The organism is Staphylococcus sp. HMSC059F04 (genome assembly GCF_001812565.1).
In the GTDB taxonomy this organism is placed as follows: Bacteria; Bacillota; Bacilli; order Staphylococcales; family Staphylococcaceae; genus Staphylococcus; species Staphylococcus lugdunensis.
This window is the reverse complement of record NZ_KV809462.1, coordinates 430,076-456,879: the sequence shown is the minus strand read 5'-3', so window position 1 is coordinate 456,879 and position 26,804 is coordinate 430,076. Positions and strand designations below refer to the sequence as shown.

Sequence of the window (26,804 nt, the reverse complement as noted above, 5' to 3'; positions counted from 1 at the left end):
ATGCGGACTCCGACAGTGATGCGGACTCCGATAGCGACGCAGATTCTGACAGCAATTCCGGTTCCGACAGCAATGTGGACTCAGATAGTGATTCAGAAAATGATAATGTAAGTGTTGAAGTTGATAATAATTCTAATCAACGTGGTATATCAACAATGAAAGCTCAACATCAACATCATGACTCAAATAACACTACACAGAAAAACACAGATAAATCCTTGCCAAAAACAGGAGAACAGTCAGAACAAACTGGCTTTATATCAAGCATACTTCTATTTTTAGGTGGATTATTATTCTTAAATCGTCGCCGTTCAAAAAAAGAAGATAAATAAAAGATAGTAAGATGGAAATGTTCTATTAAATATGTAATACTAATATGAATTTAAGCATTACGAATATGAATCTTATAAACTAAGTTACTATACGGGAGTGGAAATGAAAGTTAAAATAACTTTTCCAGCTCCCGTTAACTTATTTGCAGCTATATATTTAACAATTATTAAGTAAAATTATTTGTTTGATAGTAGGAACTAAGTTATATAAAATGATATACTTAAGAAGTTGTTTATCAATATGATAGACAAGAGATTATTAAAATGAATACTGTGATGTAAATAGAAATCATTAAAACGGATATAGTATCAAAGTTAGCATTTTTCTTATATATATTTAAATTTAAAACGTGTTCTTATAAAATAATGCTAAGATAGCTAAACCATGAGTAATAAGTATTATGAAGGTTTATAAAATGAATTGACATTATATGTACGTTTTATATAGTATTTTTGAATAAGTAATGATTTTCAGCATGAAATCAAATAAATTATAGAGGTGTAGTTATTGAGCATATTAATTACAGTTGTATCATTTGCTATCGTATTTGGAGTGCTAGTGACAGTGCATGAATATGGGCATATGTTTTTTGCAAAGCGTGCAGGAATTATGTGCCCAGAATTTGCAATTGGGATGGGACCAAAAATCTTTAGCTTTAGAAAGAATGAAACGTTATATACGATCCGTTTGTTACCAGTTGGTGGCTATGTCCGTATGGCAGGTGATGGGCTTGAAGAACTGCCAGTACAACCTGGTATGAATGTTAAAATTAAACTCAATGAGCAAGATGAAATTACACACATTATTTTAGACGATCAGCACAAATTTCAACAAATTGAAGCTATCGAAGTTAAAAAATGTGATTTTAAAAATGAGTTATTTATAGAGGGTATTACAGCGTATGATGAACAACGTCATCACTTCAATATTGCGCAGAAAGCGTTCTTTGTTGAACATGGTAGTTTAATTCAAATTGCCCCTAGAAATCGCCAATTTGCACATAAAAAACCGTTACAAAAGTTTTTAACACTTTTTGCTGGGCCATTGTTTAATTTTATTTTAGCGTTAGTTCTTTTTCTTGGATTAGCTATGTATAGTGGTGCACCGACTACTATAGTAGACAAAACAATTGACAAATATCCTGCCCAACAAGCTGGTATTCATAAGGGAGATAAAATTCTTCAAATCGGCGGGCAAGACATCAAAAATTTTAAAGACATTCAGAAAACCTTAGATGGCACGAAAGCTAAAAGCACAATAGTAAAAATTGAACGCGATAATAAAACAAAGAATATCGAAATTAAACCTAAAGAATTTAAACAAAAAACTACTAAAACTAAAACACAATCTACATTTTTATTGGGTATTGCACCAACATATGACCATTCTTTACTACCATCGTTAAAATTTGGTGTAACAGAATTCTTCGATAAAGGAAAGCTAATTTTCCAGGCTGTGGGTACATTATTAGCTAGTATTTTTACAGGAGACTTTACGTTTAATATGTTAAATGGACCTGTGGGTATTTATCATAATGTAGATACGGTAGTAAAATCTGGAATTTATAATCTAATAAGTTATACAGCGCTATTAAGTGTTAACCTAGGTATAATGAATTTATTACCAATACCTGCCCTTGACGGTGGTCGTATTTTATTTGTTATTTATGAAGCTATCTTTAGAAAACCAATTAATAAAAAAGCAGAAACAATGATTATTGCAGCAGGGGCTATTTTTGTCTTGCTTGTTATGATAGCAGTAACATGGAATGATATTCAACGCTATTTCTTATAATTATAGGAGGAGAAAGTCATGAGACAATCAAAAGTATTTATACCAACTATGAGAGAAGTGCCTGCTGAAGCTGAAGCTTTGAGTCATCAATTACTCCTTAAAGCGGGACTAATCAAACAAAGTACAAGTGGTATTTATAGTTACTTACCATTAGCAACACGTGTCCTTAATAATATTTCTAAAATCATTCGCGAAGAAATGGAACGCATTGATGCAGTTGAAATTTTAATGCCAGTATTACAACAAGCTGAACTTTGGGAAGAATCAGGTCGTTGGAGCGCATACGGTCCAGAATTAATGCGCTTAAAAGATAGAAATGGGAGAGAGTTTGCATTAGGGCCTACACATGAAGAGGTAGTTACTTCTTTAGTTCGAGATGAATTAAAATCATACAAGCGTCTACCACTTACGCTATTTCAAATTCAGTCAAAATTCCGTGATGAAAAACGACCACGTTTCGGCTTATTACGGGGACGTGAGTTTATAATGAAAGATGCCTATTCTTTTCACGCTGATGAAGCATCATTAGATGCAACATATCAAGACATGTATCAAGCATATGGAAGAATTTTTAAACGTGTAGGTATTAACGTGCGCCCTGTACTTGCCGATTCTGGTGCTATTGGTGGCAATCATACCCACGAATTTATGGCACTAAGTAAAATTGGCGAAGATACGATTGTTTATAGTAATGAAAGTGATTATGCAGCTAATATTGAAAAAGCAGAAGTTGTATATCAGCCACAACGTCAAGAAGAATCGTCAGCAGACTTAACTAAAATTGAAACACCAAATGTTAAAACTGCACAAGAGTTAGCAGACTTCCTACAGTTACCATTAAACGCCATTGTTAAATCAATGATTTTTAAAATAGACGGTGAATTTGTCATGATTCTTATCAGAGGTCATCATGAACTTAATGACGTTAAATTAAAATCATATTTTGGCACAGATGCTATTGAGATGGCAACAGAAGATGAAATTGTCAATTTAGTAGGTGCGCATCCGGGTTCACTAGGTCCAATTTTTGATAAAGATATCAAAATAATTGCTGATAATTATGTGCAAGATTTAACGAATTTAGTCATAGGTGCTAATGAAGATGGTTATCATTACATGAACGCAAATATAGGCAGAGATTTTACTGTAGATGATTTTGGTGATTTTCGTTTTATTCTTGAAAGTGAAATGTTGAGCGATGGATCTGGTAAAGCTCAATTTGCAGAAGGTATTGAGGTTGGACAAGTCTTTAAACTTGGCACTAAATATTCTGAAGCGATGAATGCGACGTTCTTAGATAATCAAGGAAAAGCACAACCATTAATTATGGGATGCTATGGCATCGGTGTTTCTCGTACATTAAGTGCTATTGTTGAGCAAAATAATGATGATAACGGTATTATTTGGCCTAAAACCGTAACACCATTTGATTTGCATCTTATTACTGTAAATCCTAAAAAAGAAGAACAACAATCATTAGCAGATAATTTGTATGAGCAACTTAACGGTATGTTCGACGTATTATATGATGATAGAAAAGAACGAGCCGGTGTGAAATTTAATGATGCAGATTTAATTGGGTTACCTATTCGTATTGTTGTAGGTAAACAAGCAGCTGAAGGCATCGTTGAAGTCAAAGTTCGACGTACAGGCACAAGTGAAGATGTACATGTTGAACAACTTGAACAATACATTAAAGCTATTTATAACGAATTATAAAGTTTAAAAGTATAAATGACATAAAGCGGTGAAAATTCCTACTCATAGGTTTTCACCGCTTTTGATTGAACAAAGTACCTGGTTGTGTAACAAAAAGTTATTTTGCAGACATGAATTTTTTAAATTACAGTAGTATAATAAGAAGTAAATTTATTTTTGAATTATTAGCAAAAATTGATATTTTAACGTGATAAAAGTAATATTTTAAGGTGGTAGTTGTCTTGGCAATGACAAATCAAGAAAAATTTAAAGTACTTGCTGACCAGATTAAAATAGCTAATCAGCTTGAGCAAGATATTATAGAACAAGGCGAATTAATGCGTATAGATGTTTCGAAAAAGAACAGAACTTGGGATTTCCAAATTAAGTTACCACGTTTTTTATCTAAAGAAGACTATCTTATCTTTACACACGCAATAGTCGAAGAATTTAAAGAAATAGCAACTGTACAGTGGCATTTTACTATTGCTGATACTCATAACCAAGATGAATTTGCGATAAAATATTTTGATTATTGTATTGATCAGACAGCATTATCTCCAAAAGTTAAAGGACAGTTAAAGCAAAAAAGCCTAATTATGTCAGGCGATGTCTTGAAAGTGATGGTTTCTAATGACGTCGAAAGAAATCACTTTGACAAAGTTTGTAATGGGAGTTTGGTAAAGGCATATCAGCAGTGTGGTTTTGATATCAATAAAGTTGTTTTTGAAACAGATTATAGTCATCAAGATGAAAACTTAGCATCACTTGAAGCACATATTCAACAAGAGGATGAACAAAGTGCACGTGAAGCTACGGAAAAACTTGAAAAAATGAAAGCAGAAAAAGCGAAACAACAAGACAATAATGAAAGTACCGTTTCTAAGTGTCAAATTGGAAAGACAATACAAGTTGAAAATATTAGAACTATCGAATCAATTGTTGAAGAGGAATTTAAAGTTGCAATTGAAGGGGTTATTTTTGACATAAATTTAAAAGAACTTAAAAGTGGTCGTCACATAGTCGAATTAAAAGTTACTGATTACACAGACTCATTAGTATTAAAGATGTTCACACGTAAAAACAAAGATGACTTAGATCACTTTAAAGCTTTAAGTGTCGGCAAGTGGATACGTGCTCAAGGACGCATTGAGGAAGATAGTTTTGTCAGAGATTTAGTTATGATGATGTCTGATATTGAAGAAATTAAAAAAACACCTAAACAAGATAAATCAAAAGAGAAGCGCGTAGAATTTCATTTACATACTGCAATGAGTCAAATGGATGGGATACCTAACATTAATAGTTATGTTGCTCAAGCAGCCGAATGGGGTCACAAAGCGATAGCAGTGACGGATCACAACGGTGTTCAAGCATTTCCAGATGCGCATAGTGCAGCAGAAAAGCATGGCATAAAGATGATTTATGGAATGGAAGGTATGTTGGTAGACGATGGTGTGCCTATTGCATATAAACCCACGAATCGTGACTTAAAAGATGCTACTTATGTAGTGTTTGACGTTGAAACAACGGGTTTATCCAATCAATATGATCAAATCATTGAGTTAGCCGCTGTTAAAGTTTATGATGGCGAAATTATTGATAAATTCGAACGTTTTAGCAATCCACATCAAAAATTATCAGAAACGATTATTAATTTAACGCATATTACAGATGATATGTTGACAGATGCACCCGAAATTGATGAAGTATTGACAGAATTTAAAGAATGGGTTGGGGATGCTATTTTCGTAGCACACAACGCTTCTTTTGACATGGGCTTTATTGACACTGGATATGAGCGCATAGGTTTTGGACCTTCGACCAATGGAGTAATCGATACGCTTGAATTATCTAGAACGATTAATACAGAATATGGTAAACATGGATTAAACTTTTTAGCTAAAAAATATGGTGTCGAACTTACGCAACATCATAGAGCAATTTATGATACTGAAGCTACTACATATATTTTTATTAAGATGCTTCAACAAATGAAAGAATTAGGTGTATCAAATCATAAAGACATCAATAAGAAGTTGTCGAATGAGGACGCGTATAAACGTGCACGTCCATCTCATGTCACACTGATTGTCCAAAACCAAGAAGGACTTAAAAATCTCTTTAAAATTGTTAGTGCATCATTGGTCAAATATTATTATCGTACACCTCGTATTCCAAGATCTCTACTTGATGAATTCCGTGAAGGTCTATTAATTGGCACAGCATGTGATGAAGGTGAATTATTTACAGCTGTAATGCAACGCGATCAATCGGAAGTTGAAAAAGTTGCGAACTATTATGATTTTATCGAAGTTCAACCACCTGCATTGTATCAAGATTTACTTGATCGAGAGTTAATCCGTGACACAGCGACGTTACATGAGATTTACCAACGTTTGCTTAAAGCAGGAGAACAGGCCAATATACCTGTTATTGCAACAGGTAATGCCCATTACTTAAATGAACATGATGGCATAGCGCGTAAAATATTAATCGCTTCACAACCAGGTAACCCATTGAATCGTTCAACTTTACCTAAAGCGCATTTTAGAACAACTGATGAAATGTTAGATGAATTTCATTTCTTAGGAGAAGAAAAGGCATATGAAATCGTCGTTAAAAATACAAATGCTTTGGCTGATTGCATTGAACGTGTTGTACCGATTAAAGATCAGTTATTTACTCCAAGAATGGAGGGTGCAAATGAAGAAATACGTGAATTAAGCTATAGTAATGCCAAAAAATTATATGGTGAAGATCTACCACAAATTGTTATTGATCGACTTGAAAAAGAGTTAGCCAGTATTATCGGTAATGGTTTCGCAGTTATATATTTAATCTCTCAGCGACTTGTTAAGAAATCTTTAGAAGATGGATATCTAGTGGGATCAAGGGGATCAGTAGGATCAAGCTTCGTAGCAACAATGACTGAAATTACAGAAGTTAATCCGCTACCTCCGCACTATATATGTCCACAGTGTAAAACGAGTGAATTCTTTAATGATGGATCTGTAGGTTCAGGCTTTGATTTACCAGATAAAAAATGTGAAACATGTGGTAGTGAATTAATTAAAGAAGGTCAAGATATTCCATTTGAAACATTCTTAGGATTCAAAGGTGACAAAGTACCTGATATTGACTTGAATTTTAGTGGTGAATATCAACCAAACGCGCATAACTATACAAAAGTTCTTTTCGGAGAAGACAAAGTATTCCGTGCAGGGACTATAGGTACAGTTGCTGAAAAAACTGCCTTCGGATATGTTAAAGGCTATTTAAATGATCAAGGAATTCATAAGCGTGGTGCTGAAATTGATCGTTTAGTTAAAGGATGTACAGGAGTAAAACGTACGACTGGACAACATCCGGGGGGCATTATTGTTGTACCAGATTACATGGATATCTATGATTTTACGCCAATTCAATATCCGGCTGATGATCAGAATTCAGCATGGATGACGACACACTTTGATTTTCATTCTATACATGATAATGTCTTAAAACTTGATATACTAGGGCACGATGATCCTACCATGATTCGTATGTTGCAAGATTTATCAGGTATTGACCCGAAAACAATTCCAGTTGATGATAAAGAAACAATGAAAATTTTTAGTAGCCCTGAAACGCTAGGTGTGACGGAAGAAGATATTTTATGTAAAACAGGGACGTTTGGGGTACCTGAATTTGGTACAGGATTTGTAAGACAGATGCTTGAAGATACAAAACCAACTACTTTTTCGGAGTTAGTACAAATTTCAGGATTGTCTCATGGTACAGATGTATGGTTAGGTAACGCCCAAGAACTAGTGCGAAGTGGTATATGTGATTTATCGGGTGTGATAGGTTGCCGTGATGATATCATGGTGTACTTAATGTACGCCGGACTAGAACCATCTATGGCATTTAAAATAATGGAATCCGTACGTAAAGGTAAAGGATTAACCGATGAGATGATTGAAACCATGAAAGAAAATAATGTACCAGACTGGTATTTAGATTCATGTTTGAAAATTAAGTACATGTTCCCTAAAGCACATGCGGCAGCATATGTTTTAATGGCAGTACGCATTGCTTACTTTAAAGTACATCATCCACTGTATTATTATGCAGCATATTTTACGATTCGTGCATCTGATTTTGATTTAATCACGATGATTAAAGATAAAGAAAGCATTAAAAATACTGTTAAAGATATGTATGCACGCTATATGGAATTAGGTAAAAAAGAAAAAGACGTATTAACAGTGTTAGAGTTAGTGAATGAGATGGCTCATAGAGGCTTTAGTATGCAGCCGATTAGTTTAGAGAAAAGCCAGGCATTTGATTTTATTATCGAAGGTGATTCTTTAATTCCACCATTTATTGCAGTTCCTGGACTTGGTGAAAACGTTGCGCAACGTATTGTAGAGGCGCGTAGTGAAGGTCCTTTCTTATCAAAAGAAGATTTAAATAAAAAAGCTGGCTTATCACAAAAGATTATTGATTACTTAGATGATTTGGGTTCTTTACCAGATTTACCAGATAAAGCACAGTTATCTATATTTGATATGTAATTGACGCACTAAATATTGTTACAATTTGTTTACTACAATTAGTTATGGTATACTTTAATTGTGTAAAAAATGATACTCAGGCAAAAAGAGTGGGCATATACCCGCTCTTTTCTATTTGCCAAAAAGGGAGGTCTGTATGAGCAAAATAACTGAAGAGGTAGAAACTCTTATTCAACCAGTGTTGGAAGCTTTAAATTATGAACTTGTAGAAGTTGAATTTGTGAAAGAAGGTAAAGATCATTTCTTACGTGTATCTATTGACAAAGAAGGTGGCGTAGATTTGAACGATTGTACACTTGCCTCCGAAAAAATTAGTGAAGTGATGGATGAGCATGATCCGATTAAAGAAATGTACTATCTTGATGTGGCTTCACCAGGTGCAGAGCGACCAATCAAAAAAGAGCAAGATTATCAAAGGGCAATCCAACAGCCTATCTTTGTGTCACTTTATGCACCTATCGAAAATAATAAAGAATGGCTAGGTATTTTAGTGGAAGTTACAGCAGAAACAATTACCATGGAAGTTAAAGAAAAAGCCAAGAAAAAACAAATTAGCATACCAAGAAATAAAATAGCAAAAGCACGTCACGCGGTAATGCTCTAACGTGATGAGGAGGAATAATTGTGGCAAGTAATGAACTATTATTGGCAACAGAATATTTAGAAAAAGAAAAGAAAATCCCAAGAGAAGTTTTAATTGATGCGATTGAAGCCGCATTAATAACGGCTTATAAGAAAAATTATGATAGCGCACGCAATGTTCGTGTCGAATTAAATATGGACGAAGGTACATTTAAAGTAGTGGCTCGCAAATCAGTAGTTGAAGAAGTTTCTGATCATAGAGATGAAGTGGATTTGAGCACTGCACTTGTTAAAAATCCTGCATACGAAGTGGGCGATATTTATGAAGAAGATGTGACACCAAAGGATTTTGGCCGCGTTGGCGCTCAAGCAGCTAAACAAGCTGTTATGCAACGATTACGTGATGCAGAAAGAGAAATCCTTTATGATGAATTTGTAGATAAAGAAGATGATATTTTAACTGGTCTTATTGACCGTGTTGATCATCGTTACGTTTATGTTAATCTAGGTCGTATTGAAGCCGTATTATCTGAAGCTGAAAGAAGTCCAAATGAAAAGTATATCCCTAATGAACGTATTAAAGTTTATGTCAATAAAGTTGAACAAACAACAAAAGGGCCTCAAATCTATGTGTCTCGCAGTCATCCTGGTTTGCTTAAACGATTATTTGAGCAAGAAGTTCCTGAAATTTATGATGGCACAGTAATCGTAAAATCTGTTGCACGTGAAGCAGGTGATAGATCTAAAATCAGCGTGTACTCAGAGAATCCAGACATCGATGCTGTAGGTGCATGTGTTGGTGCAAAAGGTGCACGTGTTGAAGCTGTTGTTGAAGAGTTAGGTGGAGAAAAAATCGACATTGTCCAATGGGATGAAGATCCTAAAGTTTTCGTTAAGAATGCTTTAAGTCCTTCACAAGTTTTAGAAGTTATTGTCGATGAAAGCAATCAATCAACTGTTGTCATCGTTCCAGATTATCAATTATCATTAGCTATTGGTAAAAGAGGGCAAAATGCGCGATTAGCAGCTAAATTAACAGGTTGGAAAATCGATATTAAATCAGAAACAGATGCACGTGAAGCAGGTATCTATCCTATTGTAGAAGCTGAAAATCATGCAGATGAAGCTGAAATTGAAATAGACGACGAATCAATTGAAACAACAGAAATAGATGCAGCTGAAGAATCCAAAAACACTGAAGAATAGGTTGGTGTATGTATCTTATGAAAAAGAAAAAAATACCAATGCGTAAATGTATCTTAACGAATGAGATGCAACCAAAAAAAGATATGATTCGAGTGGTTATTAATAAAGAAGGCGAGATATTTGCAGATGCTACTGGTAAGAAACCAGGGAGAGGTGCCTATGTTTCTAAAGTGGTTTCAGCTGTTGAACAGGCACAGCAAAAAGGCGTTTTAGAAAAGTACTTCAATGCGAGCAAAGAACAACTTGATCCGGTCTACAAGGAAATCATTCGACTTATATATAGAGAAGAGATACCTAAATGACTGAAGCTCAAATTATGAACTTTCTTGGCTTAGCCATGAGAGCAAGAAAAGTAAAGTCTGGTGAATCAGTTTTGATGACTGAAATCAAAAAAAAGACATTAACATTAGTCATCTTAGCTTCTGATGCATCTGATAATACAACAAAAACAATTAAAAATAAATGTCATAGTTATCAAGTTCCGCTGAGAGTATTTGGAACGAAAGAACAATTAGGACAAGCTTTGGGCAAAAGCGAACGAGTTAATATCGGAATCACTGATGCTGGATTTGCTAAAAAATTAGTGTCAATGATCGATGAATATCGTAAGGAGTGATTATATGAGTAAACAAAGAATTTATGAATATGCGAAAGAATTAAATTTAAAGAGTAAAGATATTATAGATGAACTTAAAAGTATGAATGTTGAAGTATCTAATCATATGCAAGCACTAGAAAAAGAACAAATCACAGCGCTTGATAAAAAATTCAGACCACAAAAACAACAGAATAATAAACAAGAAGCTCAAAATAATCACCAAAAATCATCTAATAAATCAACTCAAAAATCAAATCAACAACAAGGTAGTAAACAACAAGGAAATCAACAAACTAAGAACAATCAAAAGAAAAGCAATCAAAATAATAATAAGGGCAATAAAAATAATAAAAGCAACAAAAATAGTAAAAACAATAAAAATAACAAAAATAATACGGTTAAAAAACCAGTTGAGCCTAAAGAAATTCCATCAAAAATTTCATATACTGAAGGTATTACAGTTGGAGAACTAGCTGATAAAATGAATGTAGAGTCAGCTGAGATTATAAAAAAATTATTCTTATTGGGTATTGTTGCCAATATTAATCAATCTTTAGACGAAGATACATTAGAACTGATTGCTAGTGATTATGATGTTGAACTTGAAAAAGAAATAGTTATTGATGAAGAAGATTTATCTATTTACTTTGATGATGAACAAGAAGATCCTGATGCAATTGAAAGACCTGCTGTTGTTACAATTATGGGACATGTTGACCATGGTAAAACGACACTTCTTGACTCAATTCGTCACACTAAAGTGACTGCAGGAGAAGCTGGAGGGATTACGCAGCATATCGGTGCTTATCAAATTAAAAATGCTGGGAAGAAAATAACATTTCTAGACACACCAGGACATGCAGCATTTACAACGATGCGTGCTCGTGGTGCCCAAGTTACTGACATCACTATTTTAGTTGTGGCAGCTGATGATGGCGTCATGCCTCAAACAATTGAAGCGATTAATCATGCTAAAGAAGCAGATGTACCTACGATTGTCGCTGTAAATAAGATTGATAAACCAACAGCTAATCCTGATCGAGTTATGCAAGAATTAACTGAATATGGACTCATTCCTGAAGATTGGGGTGGCGATACCATCTTTGTACCGCTATCAGCATTAAGTGGTGAGGGTATTGATGATTTATTAGAAATGATTGGTTTAGTGGCAGAAGTTCAAGAATTAAAAGCTAATCCAAGTAAGCGTGCAGTTGGTACAGTGATTGAAGCTGAGTTAGATAAATCACGAGGGCCATCAGCTTCACTGTTAGTACAAAACGGTACTCTAAATGTAGGTGATGCCATTGTTGTCGGTAACACATATGGACGTATTCGTGCAATGGTCAATGATTTGGGCCAACGTATTAAATCAGCAGGACCATCCACACCAGTAGAAATTACAGGTATTAACGATGTGCCACAAGCTGGAGATCGCTTCGTTATCTTTAGTGATGAAAAGCAAGCGCGTCGTATCGGTGAAGCACGTCACGAAGCCAGTATTATACAACAACGTCAAGAAAGTAAGAATGTAACCCTAGATAACTTATTTGAACAAATGAAACAAGGTGAAATGAAAGATTTAAATGTCATTATCAAAGGGGATGTGCAGGGTTCTGTTGAAGCACTAGCTGCATCATTAATGAAAATTGACGTTGAAGGCGTTAATGTACGTATTATTCACACTGCAGTTGGTGCAATCAATGAATCAGATGTTACACTAGCTAATGCATCTAATGGAATTATCATTGGTTTTAATGTGAGACCGGATTCAGGAGCTAAACGTGCAGCAGAAGCTGAAAATGTAGATATGCGCTTACATCGTGTTATCTATAATGTTATCGAAGAAATTGAATCAGCTATGAAAGGAATGCTAGACCCAGAATTTGAAGAACAAGTCATCGGTCAAGCTGAAGTACGTCAAACATTTAAAGTATCTAAAGTAGGAACAATTGCAGGCAGCTACGTTGTTGAAGGTAAAATCACTCGTAATGCAGGTGTTCGTGTGATTAGAGACGGTATTGTTCAATTTGAAGGTGAATTAGATACATTAAAACGTTTTAAAGATGATGCTAAAGAAGTAGCACAAGGTTACGAATGCGGTATTACAATTGATAAATATAACGATCTTAAAGAAGGCGACATTATTGAAGCATTTGAAATGGTAGAAGTAAAACGTTAAATTTATCGAAAATAAATGATAATACAATTAAAAACTGTCAGCATTGAGTTGAACTATGTTGACAGTTTTTGAATATCAAAAAATTTATAAATTTATGTGTTAAATAGTACAATATAACTTAAAATAAACAATGATATTCACATGCAAAGACGTATTATGATTTTATTGAATTTCGAATAAATACAAAAATGGACAAAGAGGTGAAAGATTTATGACTAATATGAGAGCTGAACGTGTGGGCGAACAAATGAAAAAAGAGATTATGGATATTGTCAATAATAAAGTCAAAGATCCAAGAGTAGGTTTTATTACTATCACAGATGTAGACTTAACGAACGACTTATCACAAGCTAAAGTATTTTTAACAGTACTTGGCAGTGATAAAGAAATTGATGATACATTTAAAGCATTAGATAAAGCAAAAGGTTTTATTAAATCAGAATTAGCAACTCGTATGAGATTGCGCATAATACCAGAATTATCATTTGAGTATGACAAATCCATAGATTATGGTAATAAAATTGAAAAAATGATTCGAGATTTGCATAAAAAAGATTAAAATTAACGTTAACATTTAAAAGCAACATTAAGGCAAGTAATTCGATTTGAAATACTCAACCTTCTATGATTTTTAGTAAAGACAGTGAGTATTTTAAAGCAGCTTGTCTTTTTTCTTGTAAAAATAATGTTCGAAGCGCTAATCATCAGTGTTATAATGTGAAAGAATAGCATTTATTATTTAAAAGGTGTGAAAATATGTATAACGGTATTTTGCCTGTACGCAAAGAAAGAGGACTTACAAGTCATGATGTCGTCTTTAAATTGAGAAAGATATTACAAACTAGGAAAATAGGCCACACGGGCACACTTGATCCTGAAGTTGATGGTGTATTGCCAGTTTGTATTGGCATCGCCACTCGAGTAAGTGATTATATCATGGATATGGGAAAAACCTATCATGCTACTGTGGCTATAGGGACAAGTACCACTACTGAAGATCAAACTGGAGATATATTAGAACAGAAAACAATAAATGTAGGAGAAATTACATCAGAAGCAATTGACTCGACCTTGGCTCAATTTCAAGGATGGATTACACAAATTCCACCTATGTATTCATCAGTTAAAGTTAAAGGAAAAAAGCTTTATGAATATGCTAGAAATGGTGAAACTGTAGAGCGTCCAGAAAGAAAAGTTGAGATAAAAAGCATACAACGTGTTTCAGAAATTCACTTTAAACAAGGCATGTGCTTATTTGATATAGATATTACTTGTGGTAAAGGGACATATATACGTACGCTTGCTACAGATATTGGCAAAGCATTAGGCTTTCCAGCACATATGTCACGCCTTACTCGAACATCATCTGGCGGATTTAATATAAGTGATAGTTTAACTATTGAGCAAATCAAAGTATTGCATGAGCAAGAACAGTTACAAGAAAAGTTGTTTCCTATAGAATATGGATTAAAAGGTCTACCTTCTATTGAAATATATAATGAGGACATCAAGCATCGTATACTTAATGGACAAAAGTTTCAGAAGGCTATGTTTTCTACAGTTATTCAACAACAAATTGTATTTATTGATGGTAGGACACAACAAGTTTTAGCTATCTATATTTCACATCCAGATAAGCCAAAGGAAATTAAACCCAAGAAAGTTTTTAATTAAAGGAGAAATATTAATGAAAGTGATAGAAGTAACGCATCCTATACAGCCGGAACAACTGATTAACGAAGATGTTGCGATGGCTTTTGGCTTTTTTGATGGTATGCATAAAGGTCATTTAAAGGTTTTTGAAACACTCAACGAACGTGCTGAAGCGCATAACTTGAAAAAAGCAGTTATGACATTTGATCCACATCCTTCTGTCGTTCTAAACCCAAAAAGAAAAAGAACTACATATTTAACACCTTTGACTGATAAATTAGAGATGATTGAACAACAAAATATCGATTATTGCATTGTCATTAATTTTTCTTCGCGTTTTGCTGATGTGACTGCAGAAGATTTTGTTCAAAATTATATTATAAATAACCATGTTAAAGAAGTGGTTGCTGGTTTTGATTTTACTTATGGTAAATTTGGCAAAGGAAATATGACAGTATTAAAAGAAATGGACGACTTTAATACGACCATTGTTGGAAAGCAAGAAATTGAAGCCGAAAAAATTTCTACTACTGCTATTCGTCAGGCTTTGCAAGAAGGTCATTTGCAAAAAGCTAACAATGAATTAGGTTATTTATACCGTTTAAAAGGTACCGTTGTACAAGGTGAAAAAAGAGGGCGTACGATTGGTTTTCCAACCGCGAATGTTCAACCTAGTGATGATTATGTGCTACCGAAAAAAGGTGTATATGCTGTTAGTATGGCTATTGGTGCAGAAAAGAGATTGTATCGTGGTGTAGCAAATGTTGGTGTAAAGCCAACATTCCATGATCCTTCTAAAGCGGAAATTGTAATAGAAGTTAATATTTTTGATTTTGATGAAAATATCTATGGTGAAAGGGTCATTGTTTATTGGCATCATTATTTACGACCTGAAGTTAAATTTGATGGCATTGATCCGCTAGTTGAACAGATGAATGAAGATAAAGCTAAAGCCCAATATTTACTGGCAGTTGATTTTGGCGATGAAGTATCATATAATATATAAAGTTGAGTTTTGTAAATAAAGACATCAACCAATATAATCCTTTATCTTGGCAGGTTGAGACTCCGACGCCTAGCTCAGATTGAGGTGTATACAAATTATAGGAGGAATTGATTATGGCAATCACTCAAGAACGTAAGAATGAAATTATTAAAGAATACCGTGTACACGAAACAGATACTGGTTCACCAGAAGTACAAATTGCTGTTTTAACTGCTGAAATTTCAGCATTAAACGAACATTTAAGTACTCATAAAAAAGACCATCATTCACGTCGTGGACTATTGAAAATGGTAGGTCGTCGTAGACATTTATTAAACTACTTACGTAGCAAAGATATTCAACGTTACCGTGAATTGATTAAATCATTAGGTATTCGTCGTTAATCTTAATACACTTTGAGGGAAGTTCTATTCACTTAGGGCTTTCCTTTTTTTATAGAAATAAGACAAATAACTATTATAAAAATTCAAAAATTAATGATATGATATACATATTAGAATGAAGAGAGGAGATTCATAATGTCTCAAGAAAAGAAAGTTTTCAAAACTGAATGGGCCGGCCGTTCATTAACAATAGAGACAGGACAATTAGCTAAGCAAGCTAACGGTGCTGTTTTGGTACGTTATGGCGATACAGTTGTCTTATCAACTGCTGTTGCGTCAAAAGAACCACGTGATGGTGACTTTTTCCCATTAACAGTAAATTATGAAGAAAAAATGTATGCTGCTGGTAAAATCCCTGGTGGCTTTAAAAAAAGAGAAGGTCGTCCTGGAGATGAAGCGACATTAACAGCACGACTTATCGATAGACCGATTAGACCTTTGTTTCCTAAAGGATATAAACATGATGTTCAAATTATGAATATCGTCTTAAGTGCAGATCCTGATTGCTCACCTGAAATGGCAGCGATGATTGGTTCATCAATGGCGCTTAGCGTATCTGATATTCCATTCCAAGGTCCAATTGCCGGTGTGAATGTTGGTTATGTAGATGGCAAATATGTTATTAATCCTACATTGGAACAAAAAGAGCAATCTCGTTTGGATTTAGAGGTTGCAGGGCATAAAGATGCTGTTAATATGGTTGAAGCCGGTGCAAGTGAAATCACAGAACAGGAAATGTTAGAGGCTATTTTCTTTGGGCATGATGAAATAAAACGTCTTGTTGAATTCCAACAACAAATTGTTGATCATCTCCAACCAGTTAAGTCAGAGTTTATTCCAGTTGAACGCGATGAAGCGTTAGTTAGTAGAGTACAAGCATTAACAGAAGAAAAAGGTCTTAAAGAAACGGTGTTAACATTCGATAAAAAACAACGTGATGATAACTTAGACGAGTTAAAAGCGGAAATTGCAGCAGAATTTATAGACGAAGCTGATCCTGAGAATGAATTGCTAATTAATGAAGTTCATGCAATTTTAAATGATCTAGTTAAAGAAGAAGTACGTCGTCTTATTGCAGACGAAAAAATCCGACCTGATGGGCGTAAACCAGATGAGATTCGTCCTTTAGAATCTGAAGTTGGTATTTTACCAAGAGCACATGGGTCAGGATTGTTTACACGTGGACAAACTCAAGCATTGTCTGTATTGACACTCGGAGCCTTAGGTGATTATCAAATTATTGATGGTTTAGGACCTGAACAAGAAAAACGATTTATGCATCATTATAATTTTCCTAATTTCTCAGTTGGTGAAACGGGTCCTGTAAGAGCACCAGGACGTCGAGAAATCGGACATGGTGCTTTAGGTGAACGCGCATTACGTCACATTATTCCGGATACATCTAAATTCCCTTATACAATAAGAATCGTGAGTGAAGTACTTGAATCTAATGGTTCATCTTCACAAGCATCCATTTGTGGTTCTACTTTGGCCTTAATGGATGCAGGTGTACCAATTAAAGCACCGGTTGCAGGTATTGCGATGGGTCTTGTTACACGTGAAGACAGCTATACAATCTTAACAGACATACAAGGTATGGAAGATGCCTTAGGAGACATGGACTTCAAAGTTGCTGGTACAAAAGATGGTATTACGGCAATCCAAATGGATATTAAGATTGATGGGTTAACACGTGAAGTTATTGAAGAGGCTTTAGAACAGGCACGTAAAGGTCGCTTAGCGATTATGGACCACATGTTACAAACGATTGATCATCCACGTGCTGAGCTTAGTGCATACGCACCAAAAGTAGAAATTATGCACATTAATCCAGATAAAATTAGAGATGTCATTGGACCTGGAGGCAAAAAAATCAATGAAATTATTGATGAAACAGGTGTGAAATTAGATATTGAACAAGATGGAACAATTTATATTGGTGCTGTAGATCAAGCAATGATTAATCGTTCAAAAGAAATCATTGAAGCGATTACACGTGAAGCTGAAGTTGGTCAAATTTATGATGCAAAAGTAAAACGTATTGAAAAATATGGTGCGTTTGTAGAAATATTCTCAGGCAAAGATGCATTATTACACATTTCTCAAATTTCAAAAGACCGCATTAATAAAGTTGAAGATGTCTTGAAAATTGGAGATACGATTAAAGTTAAAATCACTGAAATCGATAAACAAGGTCGCGTCAATGCCTCTCATAAAGTACTTGTTGAATAAGGTTCTGTTTTTTAAAACGAATTAAATCAATTAATGAAGTTTTAGGTAGTGTGCTAGACGCGCTACCTTTTCTATTTTTTAACCGGAGTTGAAATGGTTTTAATAGTGTACACAGCGTACAATTTAACTTATAATAATGAATGAGTATATATTTGGACGGGAATTTTTATAGGAGGTAACATTTTGAGTTTAATTAAGAAAAAAAATAAAGATATTCGCATCATACCCTTAGGTGGCGTGGGTGAAATCGCAAAGAATATGTATATCGTCGAAGTTGACGATGAAATGTTTATATTAGACGCCGGCTTGATGTTTCCAGAAGATGAAATGCTAGGTGTTGACATTGTTATACCGGATATTACGTATGTCCTTGAAAATAAAGCGCGTTTAAAAGGGATTTTCTTGACTCATGGACATGAACATGCCATTGGTGCAGTAAGTTATATTTTAGAGCAGTTAGATGTTCCAGTCTATGGATCAAAGCTTACATTGGCACTTGTTAAAGAGAATATGAAAGCGCGTAATATAAAGAAAAAGGTACGCTATTATACAGTTAATCATGATTCAGTGATGAAATTCAAAAATGTAAATATTACGTTTTTCAATACAACACATAGTATTCCAGATAGTTTAGGTATTTGTATTCATACATCATATGGTGCCATTGTCTATACAGGCGAATTTAAGTTTGACCAAAGCTTACAAGGAAACTATGCGCCAGATTTAAAACGAATGTCAGAAATAGGAGAGAATGGTGTTTTTGCGTTAATAAGTGATTCTACAGAAGCGGAAAAACCTGGTTACAACACACCAGAAAATGTCATTGAAACGCATATTTATGATGCATTTGCTAAAGCAAAAGGACGAATTATTGTATCATGTTATGCATCAAACTTTATTCGTATTCAGCAGGTGTTAAATACTGCTAGTAAGTTAAATCGTAAAGTTTCATTCTTAGGCAGATCACTAGAAAGCTCATTTAATATTGCACGTAAGATGGGATATTTTGATATACCTAAAGATCTCCTTATTCCAATTGATGAAGTTGAAAATTATCCGAAAAATGAAGTTGTTATTATCGCTTCTGGAATGGAAGGCGAACCTATTGAAGCATTAAGTCAAATGGCACGTAATAAACATAAAATTATGAACATTCAAAAAGGTGATTCAGTGTATCTAGCCATTACAGCTTCTGCTAATATGGAAGTTATTATTGGTAATACTTTAAATGAGTTGGTTCGTGCAGGTGCACATATCGTTCCTAATAATAAAAAAATACATGCTTCTAGTCACGGTTGCATGGAAGAATTAAAAATGATGCTTAATATTATGAAACCAGAGTACTTTATTCCAGTACAAGGTGAATTTAAAATGCAAATTGCGCATGCTAAATTAGCTAATGAAACTGGCGTTGCTCCAGAAAAAATCTTTTTAGTTGAAAAAGGTGACGTCATGCATTACGACGGTAAAGACATGACTTTGAGTGAGAAAGTTACATCAGGCAATGTTTTAATTGATGGTATCGGTGTTGGTGATGTAGGTAATATCGTGTTAAGAGATCGTCATTTACTAGCAGAAGATGGCATTTTTATTGCTGTCGTAACGTTAGACCCTAAACATCGTCGTATCGCTGCTGGACCTGAAATTCAATCAAGAGGATTTGTCTATGTTCGGGAAAGTGAAGAACTTTTAAAAGAAGCAGAAGAAAAAGTGCGTGAAATCGTAGAAGCCGGTCTACAAGAAAAACGTATTGAATGGTCTGAAATTAAGCAAAATATGAGGGACCAAATTAGCAAGCTATTATTTGAGAGTACGAAACGTCGTCCAATGATTATACCAGTTATCTCAGAAATTTAATAAATTAGCTTCTAGTGAGTTGTTCACATTTATATAAAGAGGTTGGGTCGTATCACTTGAATTTGTACAATGATGCTATCAGAGTGTCGCAGTACATGTAGAATGATAGATGATAGTGTTATCATAATGTAGCCAGTCGGTTGCTTGATAAAGTTATCTATTAGTGAATATGTCACCCTACCTCTTTAATCATTTATGTTATGACACAGAACAACAATACATAAGCAACACAGATGTTGTATCATGTTAAAGATTAAAAAGAAGGTGTATGAGTTTGCCACAAACAAAGAAGAAAACTACTTCTAGAAAGAAAAAAACAACCACGCGTAGATCGTCAAGAAATAGAAAAAATAGCAGTGATAATTCAGTACGTTTCATATTCGCAATCATTGTTATCGCAATATCGATATTTGGTTTATTTCAATTAGGAATTATAGGTCGTGCAGTGGATAGTTTTTTTAATTATCTATTTGGATGGAGTCGCTATATGACTTATATTCTTATTAGTTTAATATCACTTTATATTGCTTTTGCTGGTAAAATACCGAAATCAAGACGGACATCAGGTATATTTTTATTACAATTTGTCTTGTTATTGATAGCACAACTCAACTTTCATTTTACTAAAGGTGTATTAGCGGAGAGAGAACCGGTGTTATCATACGTTTATAGCGCTTATGATTCTTCCCGTTTTCCTGATTTTGGTGGCGGCTTGATAGGTTTTTATCTATTAACAATATTTGAACCATTAGTTTCAATTATAGGTGTCATATTAATTACCATTGTGTTAAGTGCATCTAGTATCATTTTAATTATGAAATTGAGACATCGTGATGTATTAAAATCATTATTCACAAAAATTAAAGATTTCAGCCAAGCAGCATCTGCTAAAATAAAGCAACAGCGTATTAAAGCACAAGAGAAAAAGCAACAACGTTCAGAAGAAAAACAGCAGCAATTACTAGAAAATGGTCAGCAAGACTCTGAAGTCAAAGATGTATCTGACTTACCTGAAATAACAAGTAATAATGATATTCCTATTTATAATCATAATGAAAAAGGGCAGGCTAATCATTCTTCACGAAAAAAACGTCGCTTTGAAACAACTGATATGAATTCAGATACTGATGAAAACAAAGCGACATCATTAGAAGCTGAAACCAATGAGGAAACAATGATTGATGACCAAGTAGGTAGCTCGATTTCTGAAGCGGGTGAAGTGGCCAATGAAGCATATCATATTCCGCCTTTATCATTATTGAATCAACCGACTAAGCAACAAACGACATCTAAAGCAGAAGTGCAACGTAAAGGTCGTGTACTAGAAACAACGTTAAAGAACTTTGGTGTGAATGCAAAAGTTACACAAATTAAAATTGGACCTGCAGTAACACAATATGAAATTCAACCAGCTCAAGGCGTTAAAGTAAGTAAGATAGTTAACTTACATAATGATATTGCGTTAGCCTTAGCAGCAAAGGATGTAAGAATAGAAGCACCAATTCCAGGGCGGTCTGCAGTAGGAATTGAAGTGCCTAATGATAAAATTTCATTGGTAACGCTTAAAGAAGTATTAGATTCAAAATTCCCAGCTCAAAATAAATTAGAAGTTGGCTTAGGTCGTGACATTTCTGGGGATCCTATGACAATACAACTTAATGAAATGCCGCATTTATTAGTAGCAGGATCGACAGGTAGTGGTAAATCTGTCTGTATTAATGGCATTATCACGAGTATATTACTTAATGCAAAACCACACGAAGTAAAACTTATGTTAATTGACCCTAAAATGGTAGAATTAAATGTATACAATGGAATTCCACATTTATTAATACCTGTTGTTACTAATCCACATAAAGCTGCACAAGCACTTGAAAAAATTGTTGCTGAAATGGAACGACGCTATGATTTGTTCCAACATTCATCAACACGCAATATAGAAGGTTATAATCAATATATTCGTCAACAAAATGCTGAGTTAGACGAAAAGCAAGCGGAATTACCATATATTGTTGTTATTGTAGATGAGTTAGCTGATTTAATGATGGTAGCAGGAAAAGATGTTGAAAACGCCATACAACGTATTACACAAATGGCAAGAGCGGCAGGTATTCATTTAATTGTTGCAACACAACGACCTTCTGTAGATGTTATTACTGGTATTATTAAAAATAACATACCGTCACGTATTGCGTTTGCAGTGAGTTCACAAACTGATTCAAGAACAATTATTGGCTCAGGTGGTGCTGAGAAACTTCTTGGTAAGGGTGATATGCTTTATGTTGGAAATGGCGAATCATCGCAAACGCGTGTGCAAGGTGCATTTTTAAGTGATTATGAAGTCCAAGAAGTAGTGAATTATGTTGTGGAACAACAACAAGCAAACTATGTAAAAGAAATGGAACCAGACGCACCAGTAGATAAATCAGAGATGAAAAGTGAAGATGAATTATATGATGAAGCTTACTTGTTTGTTTTAGAAAAGCAGAAAGCGAGTACGTCATTATTGCAAAGACAATTTAGAATTGGATACAATAGAGCATCAAGATTAATGGATGATTTAGAAAGAAACCAAGTGATTGGTCCACAAAAAGGAAGTAAACCACGACAAGTATTAATTGATTTAGATAATGATGAGGTGTAAATCATGGCAGAATTGACCGCTATTTTTAAAGTGAAAGAATATATTTTAAATCAAATACATTCAAATAAATATCTACCTGGTGACAAACTTCCTAGCAATTTAGCAATTGCACGTGAACTTCATGTGAAAACAGATGATGTTTATGATGCTATTGGTGAACTTATCACAGAGCAGGTATTAACGGATAACTTTGAAGAAGGGCCAAGTGTGAAAGCACTTCACCCTTTTTACTATCCGCTAAATAAATTATTTAGCATCAGTGAAATGATAACATGTGCTGGATATCAATCAGGGACAGAATATTTAAGTTTAGAACAGCAGCCAGCGAGTATTTTAGATGCAGAAAAGTTAGGTATACAAGATCAAGAATTGATTACTGTAATAGAACGTATACGCACAGCAAATCAAGTGCCTGTCGTTTATTGTTTAGACAAAATAGCAAACCATCATTTGACCTGTACAGAGTATCAATCGCGCAGTGGTTCAATGTTGAAGGCAATAGAAGATAACACGGGTTTAAGTATTGAATATGCCGAAACAGAGGTTGAGGCTATTAGCTATGAGCCACATATTTCAGAAGTATTAAATGCTTCTCCCCACGAAAGCTTAATGATGTTAAAGGTTACGCATTATGACGAAAATCAGCAGCCCATTCTTTATTCTTTAAATTATTTAAAAAGCAGCTTAGTTAAATTTAAAATAACTAGATGCAAAGGCGAGAATAGCGATACATTTTAAGGTTGTTTTTATTAGTTGTAATTAATAAGCTTTATAAATGGTAGTAGAAAGACAACTTTGAAAGAGAGGCGAAAGAATATGACAGAGAAAGAAAAACAGAATAATATTCATATATTTTCCACAGAAAAGTTCAAAACAACGACTATAACTTTTAAGTTTATGACCCCATTAAATTATGAGACGATTACACAAAGATCAGTGCTCAGCAAAGTTTTAACCAGGGCTACACAACACTTCCCTACAGACAAGGCTTTCAATCAACATTTAGCAGGTTTATATGGTGCTTACATCAATAGTTCTGTATCCAAATATAAGAATCAACATGTAGTAAGTATTTCATTGGAGATTGTTAATGAACGTTATTTAAAGGATACGACACCACTCCTTGAAAAAGGGTTAGACTTACTTTACGAAGTGATTTGGAATCCACTTATTCATGATAAAGCTTTTCATAATACATATGTAACACAAGAAAAAACATTACTTACTAAGAAATTAGAATCCATGGTTGACAATAAATCACAGTTTGCATTTTTAAATTTGATGAAACATATGTTTAAAAATGAAGCCTATCGTTTTTTAGCAACAGGCCAGTTAGAACAAATAGATCAGGTTACGCCAACGAGTCTATACAATACATATCAAGCTATGATTACTAATGATACATCTTCCGTTTATATTGTAGGAAATGTAGATGAAGCACATGTTACAAAAATGATTGAACAAAAGTTCCCTATGCCTTCCATTACACTTGAAAAAGTTGACGAAAATCTAGACTTAGCAAATGAAATCCAAGTTCAAGATATCAAAGACTATGATGTGGTTGATCAAGCTAAATTGAATTTAGGTTATCGTTTCCCTGCTATTTATGGAAACGCAAATTATTACACATTTGTTGTTTTTAATATGATGTTTGGTGGAGATCCATCTTCGGTTTTATTTAGTGAAGTGCGTGAAAAACAAAGTTTAGCATATTCTATTCATTCACAAATCGATGGTAAAAATGGTTATTTATTTGTGTTAAGTGGTGTTTCAGTCGATAAATACCAAGTTGCTAAGCAAACTATTTTAGATGAATTTGATAAGTTTAAAAATGGAAACTTTAGCGAAGAAAAATTAGCTTTAGCCAAAAAGGTTATTGCATCCCAGCGCTATGAATCGATGGATAGACCAAAAAGTATTATCGAAATAATGCATAATCAATTACTACTTGATTATCCTCAAAGTAACGAACAATATATTGATGCTATAAATAAAGTAACCAAAGAAGACATAATCGAATTAGTAAACCAAGCTCAATTAGATACAATTTATGTCTTAACAAAAGGAGATGACATAAATGAATGAACATTATTATGAACTTATTGATGAGCGTGTTTATGAAAAAGAACTAGACAATGGATTGCGTTTATTTATCATTCCTAAAAAAGGATTTCAAAAAACATTTGTTACATATACGACGCAATTTGGTTCCCTTGATAGTAAATTCAAACCATTTGGTCAAGATGATTTTGTAACTGTACCAGATGGCGTAGCCCATTTTTTAGAACATAAATTATTTGAAAAAGAGCAAGGCGAAGACTTATTTACATCATTTGCTCAAGACAGTGCTCAAGCAAATGCATTTACTAGTTTTGATCGTACAAGTTATTTGTTTAGTGCAACTGATCAAATTGAAGCCAATATTATTCGTTTATTGTCCATGGTTGAACAGCCTTATTTTTCGGAAGAAACTGTTGAAAAAGAAAAAGGAATCATAGCAGAAGAAATCAAAATGTATCAAGAACAACCAGGTTATAAATTAATGTTTAATACACTAAGAGCTATGTACCATCACCATCCAATCAGGGTGGATATTGCTGGAAGTGTCGAAAGTATCTACCATATTACAAAAGATGATTTATATCGCTGTTATGAAACGTTTTATCATCCTTCCAATATGGTGTTGTTTGTTGTTGGAGACGTTAATCCGGAAGAAATATGCCAAATTGTTGAAAAGCATGAAGCGAAACGAGACAAAGTCTATCAACCTACGATAGAACGATCTTTAGTGGATGAACCGTCATATGTTAAAGATGCTAATGTGCGTGAATGTATGAAATTGCAGTCTCCACGAATTATGCTTGGTTTTAAAAATACGCCAGGTGATTTGTCACCACAACAATTTGTTCAAAAAGATCTAGAAATGACATTATTTTTTGAATTAGTTTTCGGTGAGGAAACAGATTTTTATCAAATGCTACTTAATGAATCATTGATAGATGAAACATTTGGTTATCAGTTTGTGCTAGAGCCAAGCTATAGTTTCTCAGTTATTACGAGTGCAACACAACAACCTGACAAATTAAAAGAATTATTACTCAATGAGTTAGCTCAAAATCGTGGACAGCTTACAGATGATGCAACGTTCCAATTACTAAAAAAACAATTTATAGGCGAATACATTTCTAGTTTAAACTCTCCTGAATATATAGCTAATCAGTATACTAAATTATATTTTGAGGGAGTTAGTGTCTTTGAGTTACTAGATATTGTTGAACGTATTACACTTGAAAGTATTAATGAAACGACAATGGCTTATTTAAATCTTGAACAACAAGTAGATAGTCGTTTGGAGATTGAGACACAATGAAGGCATTAGTGTTAGGCGGATCAGGAAGTATTGGAACGGCAATTGTTGAGCGCTTATTATCTGACGGTTATGATGTTATTTTGCATTATTATCGCAGCGATATCGAAGATTTGCGAGAAAAATATCATGGTAAAAGTGTATCTTTTATTCAAGCAGATTTAAGTCAAAATATCGATTTAGAGCAAACATTTGGACACATTGATAAACTGGATTGCCTTATCTATTGTAGCGGCGTAGCCCTATACGGTATGCTCCAAGATATGACGGATGATGATATGGATAAGAGTTATTATATTCATGTTAAACAAATGATGCGTTGTTGCCGTTTTTTTATTGATAAATTACGACAAAGTCAACATGGAAGAGTGATTGTTATCTCTTCTATTTGGGGTGAGACTGGCGCAAGTATGGAAACAATTTATTCGGCGATGAAAGGTGCACAAATAAGTTTTGTTAAAGCATTGAGTCAAGAATTGGCTTTGACGACGGTGACCGTTAATGCTATTGCGCCCGGTATAGTTTCAGGGCGAATGAGCGATATCTGGTCTGAGGATGATTTAGCAGAAATTTTACAGAACATTCCACAACAGCGACTTGTGACACCGGCTGAAATTGCACATACCTGTTCATATTTATGCCATCCTTTAGCACGTAGTATCACTGGAACAGTGCAAAAAATTAACGGCGGTTGGTATATTTAATAAGATATT

At 34.2% G+C, this 26,804-nt stretch carries 20 protein-coding genes; all 20 read left to right on the top strand.

From position 1 onward, the window contains the following. Window positions 1-332: LPXTG cell wall anchor domain-containing protein (locus HMPREF2864_RS02650; protein WP_141743498.1), on the top strand; the 332-nt coding region annotated here is incomplete at its 5' end. A gap of 508 nt (window positions 333-840) precedes the next feature. Then, window positions 841-2,127, top strand: a complete 1,287-nt coding sequence (gene rseP, locus HMPREF2864_RS02645) for an RIP metalloprotease RseP (protein WP_002459282.1) — start codon at window positions 841-843, stop codon at window positions 2,125-2,127. Window positions 2,128-2,145: 18 nt separating this feature from the next. After that, a complete protein-coding gene (locus HMPREF2864_RS02640; protein WP_070544876.1) occupies window positions 2,146-3,846 on the top strand; it encodes a proline--tRNA ligase in 1,701 nt (566 codons plus the stop codon). Between the two features lie 227 nt (window positions 3,847-4,073). Next, a complete protein-coding gene (locus HMPREF2864_RS02635; RefSeq protein WP_141743499.1) occupies window positions 4,074-8,384 on the top strand; it encodes a PolC-type DNA polymerase III in 4,311 nt (1,436 codons plus the stop codon). 136 nt (window positions 8,385-8,520) lie between these two features. Then, complete coding sequence (rimP, locus tag HMPREF2864_RS02630; protein WP_002459279.1) at window positions 8,521-8,988, top strand: ribosome maturation factor RimP; 468 nt, start codon at window positions 8,521-8,523, stop codon at window positions 8,986-8,988. Window positions 8,989-9,008: 20 nt separating this feature from the next. Next, window positions 9,009-10,172: a transcription termination factor NusA gene (gene nusA / locus HMPREF2864_RS02625; RefSeq protein ID WP_002459278.1), complete on the top strand. Its 1,164-nt coding sequence runs from the start codon at window positions 9,009-9,011 to the stop codon at window positions 10,170-10,172. Window positions 10,173-10,189: 17 nt separating this feature from the next. Then, window positions 10,190-10,474, top strand: a complete 285-nt coding sequence (gene rnpM / locus HMPREF2864_RS02620) for an RNase P modulator RnpM (RefSeq protein WP_037540354.1) — start codon at window positions 10,190-10,192, stop codon at window positions 10,472-10,474. Beyond that, a complete protein-coding gene (locus HMPREF2864_RS02615; RefSeq protein WP_002459276.1) occupies window positions 10,471-10,788 on the top strand; it encodes a L7Ae/L30e/S12e/Gadd45 family ribosomal protein in 318 nt (105 codons plus the stop codon). The genes rnpM and HMPREF2864_RS02615 overlap by 4 nt, the downstream gene beginning before the upstream one ends. 4 nt (window positions 10,789-10,792) lie before the next feature. Further along, complete coding sequence (gene infB, locus HMPREF2864_RS02610) at window positions 10,793-12,949, top strand: translation initiation factor IF-2 (RefSeq protein ID WP_002478274.1); 2,157 nt, start codon at window positions 10,793-10,795, stop codon at window positions 12,947-12,949. A gap of 211 nt (window positions 12,950-13,160) precedes the next feature. Beyond that, entirely contained in the window at window positions 13,161-13,508 is a 348-nt protein-coding gene (rbfA, locus tag HMPREF2864_RS02605) for a 30S ribosome-binding factor RbfA (RefSeq protein WP_002459274.1), read from the top strand. Between the two features lie 197 nt (window positions 13,509-13,705). Next, window positions 13,706-14,623, top strand: coding sequence for a tRNA pseudouridine(55) synthase TruB (gene truB, locus HMPREF2864_RS02600; RefSeq protein WP_002459273.1), 918 nt, complete (start codon window positions 13,706-13,708; stop codon window positions 14,621-14,623). Window positions 14,624-14,636: 13 nt separating this feature from the next. Continuing rightward, window positions 14,637-15,608, top strand: a complete 972-nt coding sequence (gene ribF, locus HMPREF2864_RS02595) for a riboflavin biosynthesis protein RibF (protein WP_002459272.1) — start codon at window positions 14,637-14,639, stop codon at window positions 15,606-15,608. 113 nt (window positions 15,609-15,721) lie between these two features. Then, window positions 15,722-15,991, top strand: coding sequence for a 30S ribosomal protein S15 (gene rpsO, locus HMPREF2864_RS02590; protein WP_002459271.1), 270 nt, complete (start codon window positions 15,722-15,724; stop codon window positions 15,989-15,991). Between the two features lie 135 nt (window positions 15,992-16,126). Next, window positions 16,127-18,223 (top strand): polyribonucleotide nucleotidyltransferase, encoded by a 2,097-nt coding sequence (gene pnp, locus HMPREF2864_RS02585; protein WP_037544922.1) that lies wholly within the window; start codon window positions 16,127-16,129, stop codon window positions 18,221-18,223. A gap of 183 nt (window positions 18,224-18,406) precedes the next feature. After that, window positions 18,407-20,080 carry a ribonuclease J2 gene (gene rnjB / locus HMPREF2864_RS02580; RefSeq protein ID WP_002459269.1) on the top strand — a complete coding sequence of 558 codons (1,674 nt, stop codon included), beginning with the start codon at window positions 18,407-18,409 and terminating at the stop codon, window positions 20,078-20,080. A 274-nt stretch (window positions 20,081-20,354) separates the two neighbouring features. Further along, window positions 20,355-22,724: an FtsK/SpoIIIE family DNA translocase gene (locus HMPREF2864_RS02575; RefSeq protein WP_070544874.1), complete on the top strand. Its 2,370-nt coding sequence runs from the start codon at window positions 20,355-20,357 to the stop codon at window positions 22,722-22,724. A 3-nt stretch (window positions 22,725-22,727) separates the two neighbouring features. Next, window positions 22,728-23,462, top strand: coding sequence for a GntR family transcriptional regulator (locus HMPREF2864_RS02570; RefSeq protein WP_002459267.1), 735 nt, complete (start codon window positions 22,728-22,730; stop codon window positions 23,460-23,462). 78 nt (window positions 23,463-23,540) lie between these two features. Beyond that, complete coding sequence (yfmF, locus tag HMPREF2864_RS02565) at window positions 23,541-24,809, top strand: EF-P 5-aminopentanol modification-associated protein YfmF (protein WP_070544873.1); 1,269 nt, start codon at window positions 23,541-23,543, stop codon at window positions 24,807-24,809. Continuing rightward, window positions 24,802-26,094 carry an EF-P 5-aminopentanol modification-associated protein YfmH gene (yfmH, locus tag HMPREF2864_RS02560; RefSeq protein WP_062077575.1) on the top strand — a complete coding sequence of 431 codons (1,293 nt, stop codon included), beginning with the start codon at window positions 24,802-24,804 and terminating at the stop codon, window positions 26,092-26,094. The genes yfmF and yfmH overlap by 8 nt, the downstream gene beginning before the upstream one ends. Next, the gene (gene ymfI / locus HMPREF2864_RS02555; RefSeq protein ID WP_002459264.1) at window positions 26,091-26,795 is read left to right on the top strand and encodes an elongation factor P 5-aminopentanone reductase; all 705 of its coding nucleotides are present in this window, start codon (window positions 26,091-26,093) and stop codon (window positions 26,793-26,795) included. The genes yfmH and ymfI overlap by 4 nt, the downstream gene beginning before the upstream one ends. Window positions 26,796-26,804: the final 9 nt, after the last annotated feature.